General features: G+C 56.2%; 19 protein-coding genes and 4 pseudogenes. 5 read left to right on the forward strand and 18 right to left on the reverse strand.

Going from position 1 to position 19,253, the window contains the following annotated elements:
* Positions 1-116: 116 nt before the first annotated feature.
* The 4 genes from EPD59_RS11195 to EPD59_RS11210 form a co-directional block, all read right to left on the reverse strand.
* Complete coding sequence (locus EPD59_RS11195; RefSeq protein WP_133272859.1) at positions 117-1,160, reverse strand: sensor histidine kinase; 1,044 nt, start codon at positions 1,158-1,160, stop codon at positions 117-119.
* 115 nt (positions 1,161-1,275) lie between these two features.
* Positions 1,276-2,082: a hypothetical protein gene (locus EPD59_RS11200; protein ID WP_133272860.1), complete on the reverse strand. Its 807-nt coding sequence runs from the start codon at positions 2,080-2,082 to the stop codon at positions 1,276-1,278.
* Between the two features lie 9 nt (positions 2,083-2,091).
* Positions 2,092-2,631: a hypothetical protein gene (locus EPD59_RS11205; protein WP_133272861.1), complete on the reverse strand. Its 540-nt coding sequence runs from the start codon at positions 2,629-2,631 to the stop codon at positions 2,092-2,094.
* A gap of 77 nt (positions 2,632-2,708) precedes the next feature.
* Positions 2,709-3,227, reverse strand: a complete 519-nt coding sequence (locus EPD59_RS11210) for a hypothetical protein (protein WP_133272862.1) — start codon at positions 3,225-3,227, stop codon at positions 2,709-2,711.
* Positions 3,228-3,540: 313 nt separating this feature from the next.
* Here EPD59_RS11210 and EPD59_RS11215 point away from each other — a divergent pair, with 313 nt between their 5' ends.
* The gene (locus EPD59_RS11215; protein WP_133272863.1) at positions 3,541-4,365 is read left to right on the forward strand and encodes a phosphatase PAP2 family protein; all 825 of its coding nucleotides are present in this window, start codon (positions 3,541-3,543) and stop codon (positions 4,363-4,365) included.
* Positions 4,366-4,391: 26 nt separating this feature from the next.
* Here EPD59_RS11215 and EPD59_RS11220 read toward each other — a convergent pair whose 3' ends face one another.
* The 14 genes and pseudogenes from EPD59_RS11220 to hisG form a co-directional block, all read right to left on the reverse strand.
* Entirely contained in the window at positions 4,392-5,138 is a 747-nt protein-coding gene (locus tag EPD59_RS11220; RefSeq protein WP_165963561.1) for a hypothetical protein, read from the reverse strand.
* Entirely contained in the window at positions 5,117-6,073 is a 957-nt protein-coding gene (locus EPD59_RS11225) for an ArnT family glycosyltransferase (RefSeq protein ID WP_133272865.1), read from the reverse strand. The genes EPD59_RS11220 and EPD59_RS11225 overlap by 22 nt, the downstream gene beginning before the upstream one ends.
* Positions 6,074-6,289: 216 nt before the next feature.
* Positions 6,290-6,949 carry a lipid-A-disaccharide synthase N-terminal domain-containing protein gene (locus tag EPD59_RS11230; RefSeq protein ID WP_133272866.1) on the reverse strand — a complete coding sequence of 220 codons (660 nt, stop codon included), beginning with the start codon at positions 6,947-6,949 and terminating at the stop codon, positions 6,290-6,292.
* Between the two features lie 9 nt (positions 6,950-6,958).
* Positions 6,959-7,738, reverse strand: a complete 780-nt coding sequence (locus EPD59_RS11235; RefSeq protein WP_133272867.1) for a glycosyltransferase — start codon at positions 7,736-7,738, stop codon at positions 6,959-6,961.
* 243 nt (positions 7,739-7,981) lie between these two features.
* Positions 7,982-8,625 (reverse strand): annotated as a pseudogene (gene hisIE / locus EPD59_RS11240) (bifunctional phosphoribosyl-AMP cyclohydrolase/phosphoribosyl-ATP diphosphatase HisIE).
* 7 nt (positions 8,626-8,632) lie between these two features.
* Positions 8,633-9,391: an imidazole glycerol phosphate synthase subunit HisF gene (gene hisF / locus EPD59_RS11245; protein WP_133272868.1), complete on the reverse strand. Its 759-nt coding sequence runs from the start codon at positions 9,389-9,391 to the stop codon at positions 8,633-8,635.
* Between the two features lie 17 nt (positions 9,392-9,408).
* Entirely contained in the window at positions 9,409-9,858 is a 450-nt protein-coding gene (locus EPD59_RS11250; RefSeq protein WP_133272869.1) for a hypothetical protein, read from the reverse strand.
* Between the two features lie 67 nt (positions 9,859-9,925).
* Positions 9,926-10,642 (reverse strand): 1-(5-phosphoribosyl)-5-[(5-phosphoribosylamino)methylideneamino]imidazole-4-carboxamide isomerase, encoded by a 717-nt coding sequence (gene hisA / locus EPD59_RS11255; RefSeq protein WP_133272870.1) that lies wholly within the window; start codon positions 10,640-10,642, stop codon positions 9,926-9,928.
* A gap of 105 nt (positions 10,643-10,747) precedes the next feature.
* Complete coding sequence (gene hisH / locus EPD59_RS11260) at positions 10,748-11,335, reverse strand: imidazole glycerol phosphate synthase subunit HisH (protein ID WP_133272871.1); 588 nt, start codon at positions 11,333-11,335, stop codon at positions 10,748-10,750.
* 166 nt (positions 11,336-11,501) lie between these two features.
* Complete coding sequence (gene hisB / locus EPD59_RS11265) at positions 11,502-12,602, reverse strand: bifunctional histidinol-phosphatase/imidazoleglycerol-phosphate dehydratase HisB (RefSeq protein WP_133272872.1); 1,101 nt, start codon at positions 12,600-12,602, stop codon at positions 11,502-11,504.
* Positions 12,603-12,698: 96 nt separating this feature from the next.
* Entirely contained in the window at positions 12,699-13,490 is a 792-nt protein-coding gene (hisC, locus tag EPD59_RS11270) for a histidinol-phosphate transaminase (RefSeq protein ID WP_317128356.1), read from the reverse strand.
* Complete coding sequence (locus EPD59_RS23705) at positions 13,451-13,708, reverse strand: hypothetical protein (protein ID WP_317128357.1); 258 nt, start codon at positions 13,706-13,708, stop codon at positions 13,451-13,453. The genes hisC and EPD59_RS23705 overlap by 40 nt, the downstream gene beginning before the upstream one ends.
* Positions 13,709-13,806: 98 nt before the next feature.
* A pseudogene (gene hisD, locus EPD59_RS11275) lies at positions 13,807-15,005 on the reverse strand (histidinol dehydrogenase).
* 200 nt (positions 15,006-15,205) lie between these two features.
* A pseudogene (hisG, locus tag EPD59_RS11280) lies at positions 15,206-16,055 on the reverse strand (ATP phosphoribosyltransferase).
* A 516-nt stretch (positions 16,056-16,571) separates the two neighbouring features.
* Between hisG and EPD59_RS23235 the strand changes: the two are divergent.
* From EPD59_RS23235 to EPD59_RS24135, 4 genes and pseudogenes are all read left to right on the forward strand, one after another.
* Positions 16,572-16,955, forward strand: coding sequence for a DUF2911 domain-containing protein (locus EPD59_RS23235; RefSeq protein WP_133272873.1), 384 nt, complete (start codon positions 16,572-16,574; stop codon positions 16,953-16,955).
* Complete coding sequence (locus tag EPD59_RS23240) at positions 16,952-17,485, forward strand: DUF2911 domain-containing protein (protein ID WP_133272874.1); 534 nt, start codon at positions 16,952-16,954, stop codon at positions 17,483-17,485. The genes EPD59_RS23235 and EPD59_RS23240 overlap by 4 nt, the downstream gene beginning before the upstream one ends.
* Before the next feature lie 178 nt (positions 17,486-17,663).
* Positions 17,664-18,197 (forward strand): Crp/Fnr family transcriptional regulator, encoded by a 534-nt coding sequence (locus tag EPD59_RS11295; protein ID WP_240731361.1) that lies wholly within the window; start codon positions 17,664-17,666, stop codon positions 18,195-18,197.
* Between the two features lie 428 nt (positions 18,198-18,625).
* Positions 18,626-19,131: pseudogene (locus EPD59_RS24135) on the forward strand (sterol desaturase family protein).
* Positions 19,132-19,253: the final 122 nt, after the last annotated feature.

Raw genomic sequence — 19,253 nt, forward strand, 5'->3', positions numbered from 1 at the left:
TGCACCGACACCGAAGAACGGAATCTAATTCGGTGCCCTTTTGCTGTTCTATAGACAAAGGGGCACTAGTTGATAATATCGGATTAATTTAAATAAATCGCAAAATAATACTTGAGCTACGCCAAGCGCTTTTTGGGGTCGAGCGGCAGGGAAATGGTAAACTCCGTGTATTCTCCCTCCTTGCTGTCCACGGAAAGGGTACCACCGTGGCCTTTAGTGATAATATCGTAGCTGAGCGAGAGGCCCAGCCCCGTGCCCTCCCCCGTGGGTTTGGTAGTGAAAAAGGGCTGATATATTTTCTCGCGCACCGCTGCCGGAATCCCGTTCCCGTTGTCGCGCACCCGCACTTGCACCGTATTGCCCACTTGTCGGGTTTGCACGCATACCTCCGGGCAATAGCCAGGGGGCGCTTGCCGGCTCTTTTCCGCTACGGCGTAGAAAGCATTGGTCAGCAGGTTCAGAAACACCCGGCTCAGGTCCTGGGGCAGCACTAATACGGGCTTCAGGCTGGGGTCGAGTTCGGTGAGGAGCGTGGCGTTGGAATCCTTGTTTTTCGCCCGCCAACCATGATACGCCAGGCGTAGGCTTTCCTCCACCAAGGTGTTGATGTTGGTCGCCTGCCGCTGGGTGCTGTTGGCCCGGGAGTGCTCCAGCATGCTTTTCACAATGCGGTCGGCCCGGTGGCCGTGCTGATGAATGCGGCTTTGGTTCTGAATCAGTTCCTGCAAGAGCTGCTGAATAGTGTGCTGGCCTTTCTCCGAGAGCTGTTCTTTGGCGAGCTCCTCCTCCAATTCGGCTACCAAATCAACGCTGAGGTCGGAGAAGTTGGTGACGAAATTCAGCGGGTTCTGCATCTCGTGGGCAATGCCAGCGGTGAGCTCCCCTAGGCTCGCCATTTTCTCCCGCTGCACCAGCTGGCTTTGGGTGGTTCGCAGGTCGGCCAGGGCCTGTTCCAGGTCGTTGCGCTGGGCAATTATCTCCGAGGTACGCGCCGCCACCTGCTGCTCCAGCTGCTCATTCTGCTGGGCCAGCAGCAGCTGCTTTTCCTGCTCCTGCACCAGGCGCCGCCGCTGCTCCCGAATCAGGATGGTCACGATGCCCAGGGCCAGCAGCAGCAGGATGGGGCCAACGAGCAGAAAGGGAATCAGGACGTCGGGCATGGCACAAGCCAGCGGAGCTGAGAAAGGTAAAGACGTAACCAGCAAACCAATATACGCAACTTAGAGGGCAAAAAAGCCCCCCACTCTATTTCGAGGGGCAGCCCCATCGGTATTCCTAGGGCTGAGCCGCCGGGGAGGGCTGCGGATACGAGACAGCTGACCGGAAAGCCGTTAGCGGCTGCCCTAGCATTCGATATGGCCGCTGCTCCCAGCTACTGTAGTGCAGCCACCGCGGCAGGGCCCGGCGCGCGGGCACGCTAATAGGAAAGAAGCGGAACATCCAGGCAAATAAGCCCATTTGCACAGCAGCTAAAAACGTATCAGGACTACTGAGAAGCGTATCCAGACGAATAGTGGTGGCCACGTCGTAATCAGCGCTGTAGATGACATTGATGGCCCCATACGTCACTACGGAGCACGAGCAGTACACCAGGATACCGACGCTGAAAAAAAACTCCGGCTGCTTTTCCAGCTCAAAAGGCGAGCTGCGGGTCAGATACACCACATGAATAATGGCGAGCGTCACCAGAATGGTGCAGCCTAGGGCTTGGGCGTAGCTGTTTACATCCGTAAGTAGACCATTGAAGAAAGTGGCATCCAGCAGAGCCACAACCAGGAACACCCCAATGCAGAGGCGGATGATCTGCTGCACCCGCCCGGCGGGTAGTAGACGCTGATAGGTGCCCGCCAGCAGCACTACCATCAGCACCGTGGACAGGTGAAAAAGGTAAATGTTGTTGCGAATGGAAATGCGGCTGATCGTATCCATGGGAAACAGCACCACTTTGGCGGCCACGTAGTAAAATACCAACCGGAAGCGATACGGAATGTGCTGCCGCCGCAAACAGGCACTGGCAAACGGCACGATCGGTGCCGCCTCCAGTATCCGATTCATCACATGAACGACAACCCAAGCATCCATTCGCGCTCCTTAATTCTGATCGAAATGGCCGCAATTATCGGGACATCTCTCCTCACTGGTACCAATCAAGTAGTCGACTTTAAACCCATCTTTTAGCTGGACGGATTTTTTTACTTCTTTCCCGGTGCTATCAACAGCTGTAATCAAGATTCCAAAGTCTTTCTTGTTATTTCCATACGTACGGTAGATGCGGATGCCAGCGCAGTTTTCTGTGTCCTGCATGATCTTGTTTATAGTCGTGCGACTGAAGTAGTTACTGGTAACTACTGCCTTCGGATTGACTCTTTCATATTCATCTATAGCAGCAAGGGCAGCCTTGTATTCCGTCTCATTGCTTGGTATTACACCCGCTCCTGGCTCAAAAGGCGGCTTGGACAGTTTAGGGTCTAGGCCAGTCTCTTCTTCACGAGTTGTATCCGTCTGGCTAAGAACTGCTGGCTGCTGAGAAGCCGAAGGCTCTTTTTTCTGCCCGCTGTCGCAACTAAAAAGCCCCCCAGTACTTGCAAGCCAGAAGCAGCCAACCCAACGCAGTTTTGTAAAGATTTCCATACACACTAGGTTTTGGTAAAAAGTGAAACAATGATGGCTGAAATAAAGCCTCCGCTGAGCATGCGCTGCTAGGCTACTTATTCATATAAGGCGGCTCCTACGCAGTTCTCGGGGCATTTGTCTTCGCTTATCCCGAACAGGTATTTACCCTGGGTTCTCAGCCCCGATTGCTCCTCCAGATTGATCGGATTGACTAAGTCAGCGCCATCCTTATCCACCCCTATCACCACCATTCTTTCCTGCCCCGCGCTGTCGGCGAGGTACATGCGCAGGCCCTCGCATTTGCCGTTGGCCAGCAGGTCTTTCACCAGCTGCTTACTGATATAGCCATTGTGCAGGCCACCGGACGGGTGCTTTTCTCTGTATTTTTTGACCGATGCAATGGCATTGTCATAATCAGCTTTGGTTTTGGGCTTGCGACCCGGCTTGGGCTTCTTGGCCGCGGGAGCTTCTGCCGTATGGAAGGCAAAGTGCACGGGCACGTCCAGCTGTGCCGCCGCCGCCTGACTAGCAGAGGAATTGCTGCATCCAAAAAGCCCCCCAGTGGCCAGCAGCGCAGCCACGCCCATTGCGTAAAGACCTGACATCAGTTTCATATGCAGTAAGCTTAGGTATGCTGAAACTCTACCCAGACAGGAAAGACAGAATGGTAGCAGTAATATCCCCTCTGCGTCTTTACCTTATATAGACGTATAATAGTAATAAAATATCTTTAAATAATATATCCGCAGATATAACTCTGGATAATTGCCTTGCTGCACTAACAAGGAATGAATCAGGGCGAGGTATGCGCTTGATTACAACTGTGACTCTGAAAAGTGAGTATTGGCAGCATAGGCCGATAGGTAACCGGCCACCTTGTTTCCTTTTTAGAGAACTTCCTGCGCCCGTAGGTAGCTAGCCGCACGTATGGTATCTACTTTTACCCTTGCTCATTCCTGGCGCGTTCGCACCGTTGGGCTGCTGTTGGCGCTGGGCACGGCAGCTCCGGTGCAGGCCCAGATTACGCCGCCCGCCGCCGCCGATACTCTCCGTAAGTACGAAACGCCCGCCCAGGCTTCGGCCATCAAGAAACCCTGGTATCAGGGCAAGCTGGTGCGCGCCACCCTTGTGCCAGCCGTGATGATTGGCTACGGTTTTTACACTCATAAGGGTGGCGGTTTTTATACCAACGAGCAGGCCAACCGTGACATTCACAAGCTGTTTCCCACTTACCGCACTTCCCTCGATGATTATCTCCTATTGGCCCCCTACGCGGAGCTGGGCCTTGTGGCGCTGGCCGGCGTAGAGTCGCGCAGCGACCGAATAAATACGCTGCTGGTCATTGGCAAAGCAGAGGCGATTATGCTTACTTCTGTTTACGCCCTAAAGTACATTACCCGCCGGCCCCGCCCCGATGGATCTGACAACGAATCGTTTCCTTCCGGCCACACGGCTCAGGCCTTCCTGGCCGCCAGCATCGTGCACACGGAGTTTCGCGATAAAAGTCAGTGGTACGGCATTGGGGCGTATACCATTGCCACGGGCGTGGGGGCGCTGCGCATGATAAACACCAAGCACTGGCAGAGCGACGTGGTGGCCGGGGCTGGCTTCGGCATTCTCTCCGCCCACCTTGCCTATCTCACCCACCGCAACCGCTGGGGTCGGCAGCCGCGCCTGCCAAAAGGCATGACCCTGACGCCGACCCTGTACGGGGGCGCTACGGGGCTGTGCTTTATCTGGCGCCCTCAGTAGCCAGAAGTAACCTCAGAATGGCACAGCTACAGGGGACGTAGAATGGAAATAAACCAGTGTCCTTTCTTTCGCTCGCGCCCCAGGTAGTACCCGTCTACTACTTTAATTTGCAAGTGGCGGCGCCAGCGGGCCGGAATTTTGGTGTAGGGCAGCGAGTTGGAAAAGACGGCAATAGGCAGCTTTTGCAGCGGCAGCGAATCGGTGGCGGGGTTCCAGGTAGGTACGGCTTGGCCAGCGGCCCATACCTGCTTTACCTGCATTGTATCAAGGCTATACCAGGGCACCTGCTGGATAGCGGGCTGCCGCCGGGCCATGCTCAATTGGCGCAGGCCACGCTCCCCGTGCCTTTCCTCCCAAACAGGATACGCTGGCTGCAGAATACTCAGGATGGCGGCCATGAGCGTCAGCGATGCGGCCATGAGTAACTCCGGCCGAGTGTGCCAGGCCGCGCGCACAGCTACAATGCCTACGCTGCCCAGGACCAGCACAACCGCGTCAAACCGCAGCGTATTCGGCCCAAAGCCCGGCAGATTGATAACCAGCATTGCTCCCGGCACGGCCAGACAAACCACGGCCAGCAGGCCCGCCCAAAAGCGCAGCAGCAGATGGTCGGAGCGGGTGGCCTGCTGATGGCGGAAAATCGTTTCCCAGTAGCGCAGGGCTCCGGCAGTCAGCAACGCCAACGGGGGCAGCAAGGGCAGCATATACCTCACTTTTTTTTCGGGCACCAGACTCAGTAGCACCAGAGCGGCTAGCAGCCAGCCCAGGACCAATACATAGGGCAAAAAGCCCCCAGACGCCGCTTCGCGTAGGGTACCACCAGGGCAGCTACTGTTGCCACCACCCACACGCCGGTATATACAAAGAAAGGCGAGTAATACCACAGCGGCTGGACATGTCGCTCACCCCAGGCCGTCACCTCTGTTTGAGCTACCGCCAAGGCTGCCGGGCGCACATGATAGAGAATATACAGTGGCCAGCTGCCGCCCACCACGAGCGCCACCATCCCGGCCAGCAAGGTGCCGCGCCAATGCCCGCGCACTCCCCCGCGCATTTCCGGATTTAGCCGAGATAGATAGCACGCCACAAATGGCAAGAGTGCTCCATACAAGGCCACGGGACCTTTGCTCAGCATTGAAAAACCCAGCAGCAGTCCGGCTCCACTGAAGGTACCATAGCCTTGGCCGGCGCTCCGCCAGCCCCGCACCAGCAGCCACAGCGCCCCCACGACGAACCCGTACGCAAAAATATCCCACTGCCCTTCCCGGCCACTCACAATTACCAGCAGGCTACTGGCTAATACCAGCGCACTCAACCAGGCCGTGCGGCCGGGGTTATCGCTTTCAAAAGGCGCATCGCGCGTTAGCTCGCGGGCCAGGCCCCAGAACATCAGGACCAGTAGCGTAGCCATCACAGCGGCCGGAAGTCGGAGCAAAGCCAAATTGTTGGTGGGGGCTACGAGTTGCTGCGTGGCCGCAACGGCCCAGGTAGGCAGTGGGGGCTTGGCCAACCGCAACTCATGGTTCAGGGTAGGAATCAGCCAGGAGCCGCCGGCCACCATTTCGCGGGCAGCCACAAAATTGCGGGCTTCCATCAGACTAACCTCCGGGGCGCCTACGTGAACAAAAAAGCTAAATACGCAGACCAGCAGCACGGACGCCAATCGGCCGAGCGTGCTGCCTTTGGTTGGTAGCGTTGATTCAGGCACAGATGATCAGCTTAAGATACTGTGTGATTATACTGAGAATAGCGCAGCCCTTAGCAACAACCACGAAGCTGCACATTTACTTCGTTTGGCTAGCTGGTAATTAACTATTCGGAAAGAAAAATGTCTAGTAATTCTGATTATGGCTGACAAAAAAGCCCCCCAGGTATTTCTGGGGGCTTTTTTTTGCTGTATAAACGTGACCTGGGGCGCTCGGGCTCACTTCTCAATTTCCTCTACCCGCAGCCCCTTGATTTCCCGGCGCAGCAGCACCACGTTGCGGGCGTACACGATAATGCCTGGCACGTTGCCCAGAATCAGGACGTAATCAATGGGGCGGCGCAGCACGGCGTAAGCCAGAATAAGCGCCGAGCCAATGAGGCTGACGAGCCAGAAACCCAGCGGCAGCACCGATTCACCCTTGCGTTCGGAATACAGCCACTGATACACGAAGCGCAGCAGAAAAATGGTTTGTCCCACCGCGCCCAGCGCCAACACGCCACCCGGAATGCGGTTAGCGAGCATGGTTTGCAGGCTAAAATAAGCAGTGCCGGACACAAACCAGGCAATAGCTGCTAAGGGAAACGCATATGCCCCCACCCGAAACGCGCCGTGGAGCTTACCCCACTCGCCCAGCAGCTGCAAGTTGCGGATATAGATGGCGTAGCTGATAAGCTGGGCTGCCAGAATAATCGGGTCGTGGCGGAGCATGCCGTAGAGAATCATCAGAAACGACGACACCAGGCTGATTTGCCAGAATAGCACCGGCACCAGCACGCGTTTGGCCCGCTCGCTCTGAATCCATTGCAGAATAATACGGCTCGAAAACAGCAGTTGGGCAATTAGCCCCACCCCGTACGCGACGATTTCGGTCTTCATGCCTTGGGGCTAGCCTTCGAGGGTGCGCCCGGCTGGGGCCTGCTGCTGGCGCTGCTCCTCCCCAATGGCGTAGTTCAGCCAGCGGCTCCTGATCCAGCGGAAGCCGAAGGTATCGACTAGGGGCTTCCAGGCGCGGTTCCAGAGGTTGTATTTGGCCGTGCCGGCGAAGCGCGGGAAGTGGCGCACGGGCAGCTGCTTTACTTTGCCACCCTGCAATTGCACCAGCGCCCCCAGAAAGCGGTGCATACCGTGGAAGAGCGGCACGCGGCGGGCGTACTCGATTTTGATGATTTTGAGTGGGCAGCCCGTATCCTGAATGCCGTCGTTGATGAGGGTGCGCCGCACGGTATTGGCTACCTTAGAGGACAGTTTTTTGACCAACGTGTCCTGGCGCTTGGCCCGGATGCCATTTACCATGTCGTACTCGGGCAGGAACTCGAAGAACGTCAGAAAGTCGAGCGGCGTGGTTTGGATGTCGCTGTCGATGTAGCCGATGAGCGTCGTGCGGCAGTGGTCGATGCCGGCTTTGATGGCCGTGCTCAGCCCGCGATTTTGGGCCAGACTAATGAATTCGTACGGAGTGCCCGCGCGGCAGATGTTGCGCAGCAGGGCCAGGGAACCATCCGTGGAGCCGTCGTTGACAAATAAGACGGTGGTCGCGACAGGCGTTTGGGCCAGAAATTTATCCATCTCCACCACAAATTGCGGCAGGCTTTCTTCCTCGTTATACACGGGAACAAGCACCGTAAGCGACTGGGTGGCGAGGTAAGCGGAGGGGGCAGCAGACATAGAAAGGCAGATAAGCGGGGCGCAAGGTAAAAAGGATTTAGCGCCAGCGGCTTGTCAGTAAGGATAAGGAGCGTGAAAAAGCCCCCAGAGTGCTTTTTAATAGAGACCGTCATGCCGAGCGGAGCGAAGCATCTCGCTCGGGGTCGTTGCAGTAGTAACTCAACGTTCAACACGCGAGATGCTTCGCTGCGCTCCGCATGACCGCCTTATAATGGAGACGGACTTATCATTAAATGTAAAGCCTTACTCCCGCCGTACTCCCGCCGAGATCGTGCTGTGCCGCTCGCGTAGTACAGCTACTACATCGTCCAGCGTGAGGCCCGAAGCGGCCAGCAGCACCAGCAGATGGTAGAGCAAGTCGGCGGCTTCGCCTTTCAAGCCTTCAAAATTGCCCCCCACGGCGTCAATTACCGTTTCTACGGCTTCCTCGCCTACTTTCTGGGCGATTTTGGGCATGCCTTTGCGAAACAGCGAGGCTGTGTACGACTTAGGGTCTTCCTCGGGAAGTCGCGGCGGCGCTGCACCAGGCGCTCCAGCTCGGCCAGGAACCCGACCGGGGCGGCGGGAAGGGCCGTTTGGTCGGGTTGCTCGAAGCAGCTGGTGGTGCCGCGGTGGCAAGTGGGCCCGTCGGGGCGGGCGCGGATGAGGACCGCGTCGCCGTCGCAGTCGGGGTGCAGACTTACTACGGTGAGGAAGTTGCCGGAGGTTTCGCCCTTGGTCCAGAGGCGGTTTTTGGAGCGCGAGAAAAAGGTCACGCGGCCCTCCTGTTGGGTTTTGGCTAGCGCCTCCTGGTTCACGTAGCCCAGCATCAGCACCTGGCCCGTCTGGTCGTCCTGCACCACGGCGGGAATTAACCCATCGGGCATTTTAGCGAAATCGAATGTCATATCTGATTTATAGTCGCACCGGAATCCCATCCTGGCGCAAGTGTTCTTTCAATTCGCGAATGCCGATTTCGCCGAAGTGAAAAATGCTGGCCGCCAGGCCCGCGTCGGCATGGGCAGTTTGAAATACTTCCGTGAAGTGCTGCTTGCTGCCCGCGCCGCCCGAAGCCACCACCGGCACGGATACGGCCCGGCTCACGGCGCCAGTAATGTCCAGCGCGAAGCCATCCTTGGTGCCGTCGTTACTCATGCTGGTGAGCAGAATTTCGCCCGCGCCTCGCTCAGCGGCTTCCCGGCACCACTGCACGGCGTCGCGGCCAGTGTTGTGGGTGCCGGCGCGGGTGTAGATCTGCCAGCCTTCGGGCTCGTGAAAGCGGGCGTCGGCGGCTACCACAATGCACTGGGAACCAAAGCGGCGGGCTAGCTCGTCGATCAATTCAGGGCGGTGCAAGGCGGCGGAGTTGATGCTGACTTTATCGGCCCCGTTCATGAGTAAAGCTTCTACGTCGGCCACGGTGCCGATACCGCCGCCTACGGTAAAGGGAATATCCAGCTCGCGGGCCACGTCGCGCACCAGTGCTACCAGCGTGGCGCGCTTCTGGTTGGTGGCCGTGATGTCGAGGAAAACCAGTTCATCGGCGCCCTCGCGGGCGTAGCGGGAAGCCAGGGCCACCGGGTCGCCGGCGTCGCGCAGGCCCTCGAAGCGCACGCCCTTCACGGTGCGGCCGTCTTTCACGTCGAGGCAGGGAATAATTCGTTTGGTAAGCATCGGGGGGCTTTTTTGATCTAATTGTTTTCTAACTGGAAATTCACAGGTGGCCACACAAACTCAACATCTTCTCTCGGATTCCAACTACTGAGTCCACCTCCTAACCGATTCAGTTCAGCTGGCATCATTATAATGCAGAAGCTACAATCACAGTTGTAAGGCTCTTTGAAAGTATTTTTCACCCGCACGCGGAGGGCTGATGAACCATTTGCTTCGTAACAAAATGCCTCTAGCAATAAATAATAAGCCCACTGCTTGCTATCCTCTCCCATCTGATAAGTAACGGTACTATCTATCAACTGCGGAAAACTCCTCAATTGCTCTCCAAATTCTATAAACTCATTATCGTAGCCATAGAAATCAAGGGTTGCAGCAGCCTCTCCGTTTGATAGAGAAATTTGAAAATGTAACAGCCCATCTCCATCATCTAAGCTGAGCCTTTTAATTTCAAATTTGAAGTCATCCACTTCCTAACGGTATTTTTTACTTTTTCATCAATACAGTATTATAATTACAGCAAAGCCTGTATTATAATTACAGCAAAGCCTGTAGCTGCTCTAGCGTGATGGTGCCTTCGTACAACGCTTTGCCGATTATGGCGCCGTGCATCCCACTACTGGCCAGTACCTCTACGTCCTGCATGGTGGTTACGCCGCCGCTGGCCACGAGCTGGGCCTGCGGATATTGCTGACGTAGCTCCTGATACATAGGCAGCGAGGGGCCTTGCAGCTTACCATCCTTGCTCACATCGGTGCAGATAAAGGTGGTGGCGCCGGCCTCCAGGTATTCCCCGATAAACGCGCTTAGCGTCCACTCCGACTGGTCGGCCCAAGCGTTGATGGCAATGTGATTATGGCGAAAATCAGCCCCCACAATAATTTTATCGGCTCCGAACGTGGTCAGCCAGCGCTGCACCACGCCGGGCTCGCGGACGGCAATGCTGCCGGCCGTAATCTGCGCCGCGCCCGCATCGAAGGCCTGCCGGACTGATTGTTCGCTTTGCAGCCCACCACCGAAGTCGATGTGCAGCTGGGTGTGGCGCGCAATTTTCTCCAGCACCGGCAGATTAACCGGATGCCGCGCCCGCGCCCCATCCAGATCCACCAGGTGCAGCCGACGCACGCCCTGTTGCTCGAAGCGCTGCGCCACGGCCAGCGGATCGGCGTCGTAGGTGGTTTGCTGCGCGAAGTCGCCTTCGGTAAGGCGGACGCACTGCCCATTAATGAGGTCGATGGCGGGGATAATATGCATAAGCGATGGGGTATAAGTAAGCGTCGGGTTCGTGTGTCTGCGTCGTTGTGGTCGCACAACTGCGGCTTGCTGGGCCAGCAAATCGAACGGAGACTCACTTGAAGGTTAGAGTTGCAGGAAGTTTTCCAGAATACGGGTGCCAACCGGACCGCTTTTTTCGGTGTGAAACTGGACCGCGTAAAAGTTCTTGTGCTGCACGGCCGCACTAAAAGGCGTGGGATACTCCGCCTCGGCTATGGTATAGTCACCCACTGGCGCGTAGTAGCTATGCACGAAGTATACGTAGTCCTCCGCGCCCAGGCCGGCAAAGAGCGGTGACTGGAGTCGCTGCAACGTGTTCCAGCCCATGTGCGGGACTTTATACTCGGGCAGCGTGGGAAAGCGCTTGACCTCGAAGGGTAATATACCAAGTAAGGTCGCGTCGTTCTCCTCACTGTGTGTACCAAGCAGTTGCATACCCAGACATACCCCCAAAAATGGTTGGGTCAGACTAGGTAGTAATTTATCCAGTCCTTGTACCCGAAGCTCACGCATGGCAGAGGCGGCTTCACCCTCGCCTGGGAAAATAATCTTATCGGCCCGCTGTATGACTTCGGGGTCAGCCGTAAGGGTTGGGTGGCATCCTAAGCGCTCTAACGCGAACAACACCGACTGCACATTACCACCTTTATAATCAATGACTGCTATTTCCATTTGAGTATTTTCAAACGATACCCATTTGTTTACACATTTGGTTTATCGCCTATTGCGCTGTGACACAGACTTTAATTCCTCGCTTATTTTCATTGGCAGAGCCCTTCGCTGAGCTAATCACCCAACCAGCTACCATTTACCCATTTGTTTTAACAAATGGGTAATCCTACAGAACCCCCTTAGTACTCGGGATTTCCATTTTGGAGGCATCACGAACCAGAGCCATCTTCATCGCTTTAGCAACAGCCTTAAATATGGATTCGATTTTATGGTGTTCATTATCGCCGGCACACTGAATATTGAGGTTGCAGCGGGCTCCATCGGAGAAGCTTTTGAAGAAGTGAAAGAACATTTCGGTGGGCATATCCCCTACCCTCTCACGTTTAAACTCAGCATCCCAGACTAGCCATGGACGGCCCGAAAAGTCTATAGCGGCTTGTGCTAACGAGTCGTCCATGGGTAGTAAAAAACCGTAACGGGCGAGGCCGCGCTTGTCGCCGAGTGCTTGGGCAAAGGCTTCACCGAGAGCCAACGCCGTGTCTTCAATAGTGTGGTGCTCGTCGATGTGCAAGTCGCCTTGTACTTCGATTTTCATATCGACACCTGAGTGTTTGCTAAGCTGATCGAGCATGTGGTCAAAAAATCCGAGGCCGGTGTGCATACTGGGTCGCCCCTGCCCATCGAGGTTTAGCTCAACGCGAATTTTGGTTTCGTTCGTGTCGCGCTGCACGAGGGCCGTGCGAGCCGGCAGTCGGAGGAAGCGATAGATTTCATCCCAGCTCAGTGTGGTGAGAGCGGCGCGCTCGTCGGCTTGCTCGCGAAGCAGGATTGATTGGCACCCCAGATTTTGGGCCAGTTCGACATCCGTGAGCCGGTCGCCGATGACAAAAGAATTTTGGAGGTCGTAACCGCTGCTGTCACCTAGATACTGAGCGAGCATACCGATACCAGGTTTGCGGGTGGGCAGTTTTTCGTGGGGAAAGCTGCGGTCGATGTGTTCGCGGGCAAACTCCACTCCTTCTCCCCGCAAAATATCGAGCATGAGATTATGGGCGGGCCAAAATGTCTCCTCGGGAAAACTGGCGGTGCCGAGGCCATCCTGGTTGCTGACCAGCACCAGCTCGTAGTTCAGTTCGCGGGCAATGCGAGCGAGATTGGTGATAGAGCCGGGCAGAAACTGAAACTTCTCCAAGGAGTCAATCTGAAAATCCGTGGGCGGCTCGATAAGGATGGTACCGTCGCGGTCAATGAAGAGTACTTTTTTCATGAGAGGAGAAATAACATCAAGTGTTGACGGCTTCTGCCGCGCGCAAGTTGATGCATCGTTGCTGGGAGTAAAAAAGCCCCCTAATGGATTTTTACTTTAGTACGTGAACTCTCGCAGCGCCGCGAGTAGCTGCTCGTTTTCGGCGGGCGTACCGACGGTGAGGCGGAGCGTGCCGGCGCAACCGGGCTGCGTGGTACGGTTGCGCACGACAATACCGCGTGCCAATAAGTAGTCGTACACGGCGGTAGCATCGGGCCGGAAGCGAACCAGCAGGAAATTAGCATCGGAAGGGAATACCTCGTCTACAATTTCTACCGCTGGCAGGCGCTCGGCCAGCCACTGACGGCCCACCAGCAAGTCGTTGCGCAAATTGTCAAAATGCCCCCCAGCCGCCAACGCCGCCAGCGCATGTTGCTGCGTGGCTTCCGACACATTATAAGGAGGCTTGATTTTATTGAGGTAACCAATAATTTCCGGCGAGGCGAAGGCCATGCCCAGGCGCAGCCCGGCCAGGCCCCAGGCTTTGGAGAAGGTCTGCAGAATTACCAGATTCGGAAACTCGGCCAGGCGCGTGGTCCAGCTGGGCGCGGAGGCGAAGTCAGCGTAGGCTTCATCCACCACGACTAAGCCGCGAAAGCCGCGTAAGATTTCCTCGATGGCAGCAGCGTGCAGCAGATTACCGGTCGGGTTATTGGGCGAACAAACAAAAACTAGTTTGGCGTCGGAGGCAATGATGCCGGCCACGATTTCATTGGAAAGCTGAAAGTCGGCGGTCAGCGGCAGACGCTGAATGGCCACATCATTCAGGTTGGCGGCCACCTCGTACATGCCGTAAGTGGGGGGCAAAATCAGGATGCTATCCTTACCCGGAACGCAGGTGAGGCGCACGAGCAGATCGATGGCTTCATCGGAGCCGTTCCCGAGGAAAATTTGCCCCCGGATACGTGTTTCATTTTTGCCAACTCCGCTTTCACGGCGCGCTGCTGCGGATCGGGGTAGCGGTTGAAGGTGGCAGGGCCGGCGCTGCCGAGGCTGTTTTCGTTGGCGTCGAGCATGACCTGTGCGTCGCCCTGAAACTCATCACGCGCCGAAGAGTAAGGTTTCATTGCCCGAATATTGGGGCGAACAAGGCTTTCTAAATCGAACATGTTCCTGTTTTGATTACAAGTTCTATGAAGTTGACTTTCATATAACTTGGTGATTTTTATTGACCCAAGCTTTCTAACCGCAGCGTAACCGCACGGGCGTGGGCGTGCAGTCCTTCGGCCTCGGCCATTGTCTCGACTATGGGGCCCACGTTGCGCAGGCCTTCGGTGGTGAGGCGCTGAAAGGTGATTTTTTTCAGGAAGGAATCGAGCGAAACGCCGCTGTAGTTGCGGGCGTAGCCGTTGGTGGGCAGCGTATGATTGGTACCCGAGGCATAGTCGCCGGCGGCTTCGGGCGTGAGATGACCCAGAAAAACCGATCCGGCGCTGGTGACGCCCACGCTATATTGCTCGGCGCCCTCCACGGCCAGAATTAAGTGCTCGGGCGCGTATTGGTTGGAGAAATACAGCATTTCCTCGGGCGTACGCAGCAAAATGGCGCGACTTTCCTGCAAGGCCAGAGCAGCCACTTCGCGCCGCGGCAGCGTAGCCAGCTGGCGTTCCACTTCCTCCGTAACGGCCGCCAATACCGTATCGGAAGTGGTGAGCAGCAACACTTGGGAATCGGGGCCGTGCTCGGCCTGGCTGAGCAAATCGGCGGCGACGAAGGCCGGGTTGGCGGATGAATCGGCAATAACCAGCACTTCCGATGGGCCTGCGGGCATATCAATAGCGACGCCGTAGCGGGTCGCCAATTGCTTGGCGGCCGTGACGTAGCGGTTGCCGGGACCAAAGATTTTGTCAACGCCCGGCACGCTTTCCGTCCCCCGGATAAAGCGGCAATAGCTTGCGCGCCACCCGCTTTAATGATTGTTGTGATTCCTAACAGCTGGGCCGTAAACAGAATAATGGGGTTCACAGAGCCATCCGACGCGGGCGGCGTGCACAGCACAATCTCGGGGCATTCGGCCAAGCGGGCGGGCACGCCCAGCATCAGTAAGGTGCTGAACAGCGGCGCCGAACCGCCGGGAATATATAAGCCCACCCGCTGCACGGGCACTGCCCGACGCCAGCATTCAACGCCTGGCATGGTTTCAACGCGCTCTTCAACCGGACGCTGAAGGGTGTGAAACGTGACCAGATTGGCATGCGCTTGCCGAATAGCGGATTGGAGCGCAAACGGCACCTGTGCGGTCGACGCGGCCAATTCTTCGGGCCGGACGCGCAAATCGGTGAGCGTGGCCCCATCGAATCGAGCGCCATACTCGCGTAGAGCTTCGTCGCCGCGCTGGCGCACATCTTCGAAAATAAGGCGCACGCGTTCTTCCAGTTCGCGGGCCTCGCCAGCGGCGGCGCGCTGCTGCAAAGCCGGCCACTCGGCCATGTCAGGATAGCGGATGAGTTGCATGTTACAATGGGTGAATGGGTGAATGGGTGAATGGGTGAATGAGTGGATGGGTGAATGTTTGTCGTTTTAATATTCACTCATTCAGCCATTCACTCATTCCACCCATTGATTTAACTAATCATTTTTTCAATGGGCAGTACCAGAATGCCTTCGGCGCCAACGGCCTTGAGCTGGCCGGTGATGTGCCAGAAGTCATCCTCATTTACCACTGATTGCACCGAAACCCACCCTTCCTCGGCTAAAGGCGTGACCGTCGGTGACTTAATGCCCGGCAACAGAGCAAAAACAGACTCTAGAGCACTCTGGGGGCATTTAGGATAATGTACTTGTTGCGGCGCGCCCGACGCACGGCCTGCATGCGAAAGCGCAGCTGGTCCAAAATCTCCTGCTTTTCGGCCGACAGATGTTGGGTAGCAATCAGAACCGCTTCGGAGCGAAATACCGTTTCTACCTCGCGCAAACCATTACCGAGTAGCGTGGAGCCCGAGGAGACGATATCGCAGATGGCATCGGCCAGGCCAATGCTAGGAGCAATTTCTACGGAACCGCTTATGGTGTGCAATTGAGCCTGCACGCCTTCGCCGGCCAGGTAGCGGCCCAGAATCGCGGGATACGACGTGGCAATGTTCAGCCCCTGCAAGTCGGCTACCGACTTGTAATTTGCCCCCGAGGAATGGCCAACGACAGGCGGCACTTGCTGAAGCCCAAAGCTTCTACTTCCAGCTCGGGGTGGCCAGCTTCCACCAACACATTTTGGCCTACGATGCCTAGATCAGCCACGCCGTCCTGGACATAGCCGGGAATGTCGTCGTCGCGCAAAAACAGGATTTCGAGGGGGAAATTGGTGGCTTCGGTCTTGAGCTTATAGGTGCTGCTGACGAAGGAAATACCGCACTCACGAATCAGATTGAGAGAATCTTCACTGAGGCGGCCTGACTTCTGGATGGCCAGACGAATCATGGGGTCAAATAAAAATGGAGAATGGGAAAGCCGGACTAGACGCGGGGCCGAAATCGTACTTCTCTGAACAGAACCACGAAAGCCGGGAAATGGCTACAACGTGGTTGAAAATCGGGCAGAAAAGGCCAAAACGACCAGGGCCACCTTGGATGGGTGACCGGGTGGCCAACTGCGGCACACCCCACGGGGACGATATGCTTGTATAATTCCTCTAGAAAGAGGAATGATGCCCGTGATGCAGATGGTGCGGCGCGCCTACGCCAGCAACGGCCCCTGATTGCAGGGCTGCCGTGGGGCTTAGGGAGGAAAACTGGCGCGAGGCGAAGGGCATAAAGGCAGATTGCGGAGCAAAAGTACACGCAGATACGAGGTTTGAAAACTTTTAGCCTAAAAACTTTCTGTCGAGCTGCTATTGCGTATATGGTAGGTGTGGCGAGTACTTTGGCACTATTGTTACGGAAAGAACAATAGATTCCTGCTTCTGCCCTATTCTTCCACCCTGTTGCCTTGCTTGTTATGTTGTCTTTGCTTCCTCGCTCGTTCTCCCGGCTGCTGGCCAGTGGTGCCTGCTGCCTATTGCTGGGGCTAGCCAGTGTGCCAGCCATGGCACAGCAGCCAGCAGCTGACACCCCGCAACTGCCTTTGCCCCAGGCCAGTCCGCACGCATACGTATTGCAAACCATTGGCCTGACCGACGTATCGGTTGACTACCACGCGCCCGGCGTTCGGGGTCGGCAGATCTGGGGGCAACTGGTGCCGTGGGGGCAGGTGTGGCGGGCGGGCGCCAATGAAAACACCATCATCACGTTCTCGGCGCCGGTAAAGGTAAATGGTGAGCCCGTGCCAGCTGGCAAGTACTCCTTCTATATAATACCCAGGATAACCAAGACTGGCAATTGATTCTGAACCGCGTAACCACTCACTGGGGCAGCGAAAAATACGATGCCAAGGACGATTTGCTGCGGGTGCCGGCTTCCGCCGAAACTTCCCCCGCCTACGAGACGCTGGTGTACTGGTTTTCGGAAGTGAAGCCGACCACGGCCCGCCTCAACTTATCTTGGGAAAAGCGCACCGTGAGTATGACTATCGAAACGGACGTGCACGAGCAGGTTGTCAAGGGCATACAGCAAACGCTGGCTAGCGCGCCCAGCAACTGGCAACTTTTGGCGCAAGCCGCCGACTATTTGGTGCAGAATAATCTGCAGGGGGAGTTGGCCCTGCGCTACATCAATGAGTCGATCCGGCTCAAGGATGTGTACACCAATAACTGGATAAAAGCCCGTTTGCTGGCTTCCAAGCAAGACTACACCACAGCCATTGTATACGCCCGTAAGGCCATCAAACTCGGCGACAAGAGCGACGATACATTCAAATCACAGCTACCCAGTATGCGCGTGGCCCTCACCGATTGGCAGGCGAAAGCGTACTAAATAGCTCAGATCAAACGGGCGCTGGGGGGCAAAATCGCGCGATTTTGCCCCCCAGCGCCCGTTTCGTACCTAGCCAGTTGTTTGGCTTAAACCCTTTTTCAACTCTATTAACGTTGCCACTCCTCAGCTTCCCATGCCCGATTTGCCGACCTCGCCCCTTTTAGCTTTACTTGAAATCATGCAGCCTCTATCGACGGAGCTGCGGGAGGAACTAGAGCAACTGATGCGACAAGAGCACCTGGCGCGTGGCACGCAGCTGCTGCAACCGGGACAGGTGGCACATCGCCTGTACTTTGTGGAGCGCGGCGTAGTGCGCGGGTTCTATCTGAAAGATGGCCGCGATGTATCGTCTTGGTTTATGAAAGAGAACGACTTTATTATCTCCATCGTCAGTTTCTTCACCCAAACGCCTTCGCTGGAATATGTGGAATTGCTGGAAGATGCCACGCTGTGGTCGTTGAGCTATGCCCAGCTGCAACACTTGTATCAGCGATTTCCGGAGTTCAATGCTATTGGGCGCCGCCTCACCGAGAGTTACTACGTGCTTAGCGAGCGACGCACCCTCAACTTGCGCCTGCAATCGGCCCCGGCCCGCTACGAGCAGCTACTAACTGACTTTCCGGCTATTTTCCAGCGCGTGCCGCTCAAGCATATTGCCTCCCACCTCGGCCTGACGCCCGAGACCCTGAGTCGTCTGCGCGCCCGGCGCTAAATTTGCCCCCCACACGGTGTAGAGCCGCTTAGTCTCAGTTCTACACCGTGTAAAAAGCCAGGTGCCGAACTTGATCTATATCAATTTTAGTGTGGTGCCAGGCGGCCACCTTTGGGTTAATTATTCACTTAACCCCAAAGATCATGCAACTGCCCCTTTTCCTGTGCGGCATCACGTTTCCCAGCTTCAGCTGGAGCAACCCACCGATCCTAATAATTATCCTGCTCGTGTTTGCTGGCTGCTTCTTGCTGGAGCGGCTAGTGCCAGGCTGGAAATTACCCTCCGTTCCCACCTGGACGCGGCGGGTGTTGGCCCTGAACTTTCTACAGCTGCTGGTGGTGTTGCTGGCGGGCGTAAGTTGGGAAAAATGGTTTTCGGCTTATTCCGTTTTTCACTTGTCGGAGCACGTGAGCCCCGTGGTGGGCGGAATGGTGGCTTACTTCGTGGCCACGTTTATCTTTTATTGGTGGCACCGCTGGCGCCACACCGTCGATTTCTTGTGGCAGCATTTTCATCAGATTCACCACAGTCCGCAGCGCCTAGAAGTCATTACCTCCTTTTATAAGCACCCGCTGGAAATGACGGCCAACTCTCTGCTCGGCGGCCTCCTGATTTATACCCTGCTGGGCTTATCGCCGGCGGCGGGGGCATTTATACGCTGTGCACGGCGCTAGGCGAATTTTTCTACCATACCAACGTGCGCACTCCGCAGTGGATCGGCTACATTTTTCAGCGTCCCGAAATGCACCGCATTCACCATGAGTACCAAAAACACGCCCACAATTACGGCGACATCGTGTGGTGGGACATGCTCTTCGGTACTTACCGCAACCCTCGCGAGTTCCGCGCCACCTGCGGCTTCGACGCTGAGAAAGAAGAGCAACTCCTGCCCATGCTCGGGTTTCGGGATGTGCATAAGAAAGAAAATAAGTAGAGCGAACTCAGCTACTGGGGCAATCCGCTTCAACCAACCTTTCGCGTAGAATCGCTGCCGCATTAGCTCTCAGAGTTGACTCAACCGAATCGTGTATACTTGCGCACTCTTCGGTTTCACGT

The sequence above is a fragment of the Hymenobacter radiodurans genome (genome assembly GCF_004355185.1).
GTDB classification, from domain to species: domain Bacteria; phylum Bacteroidota; class Bacteroidia; order Cytophagales; family Hymenobacteraceae; genus Hymenobacter; species Hymenobacter radiodurans.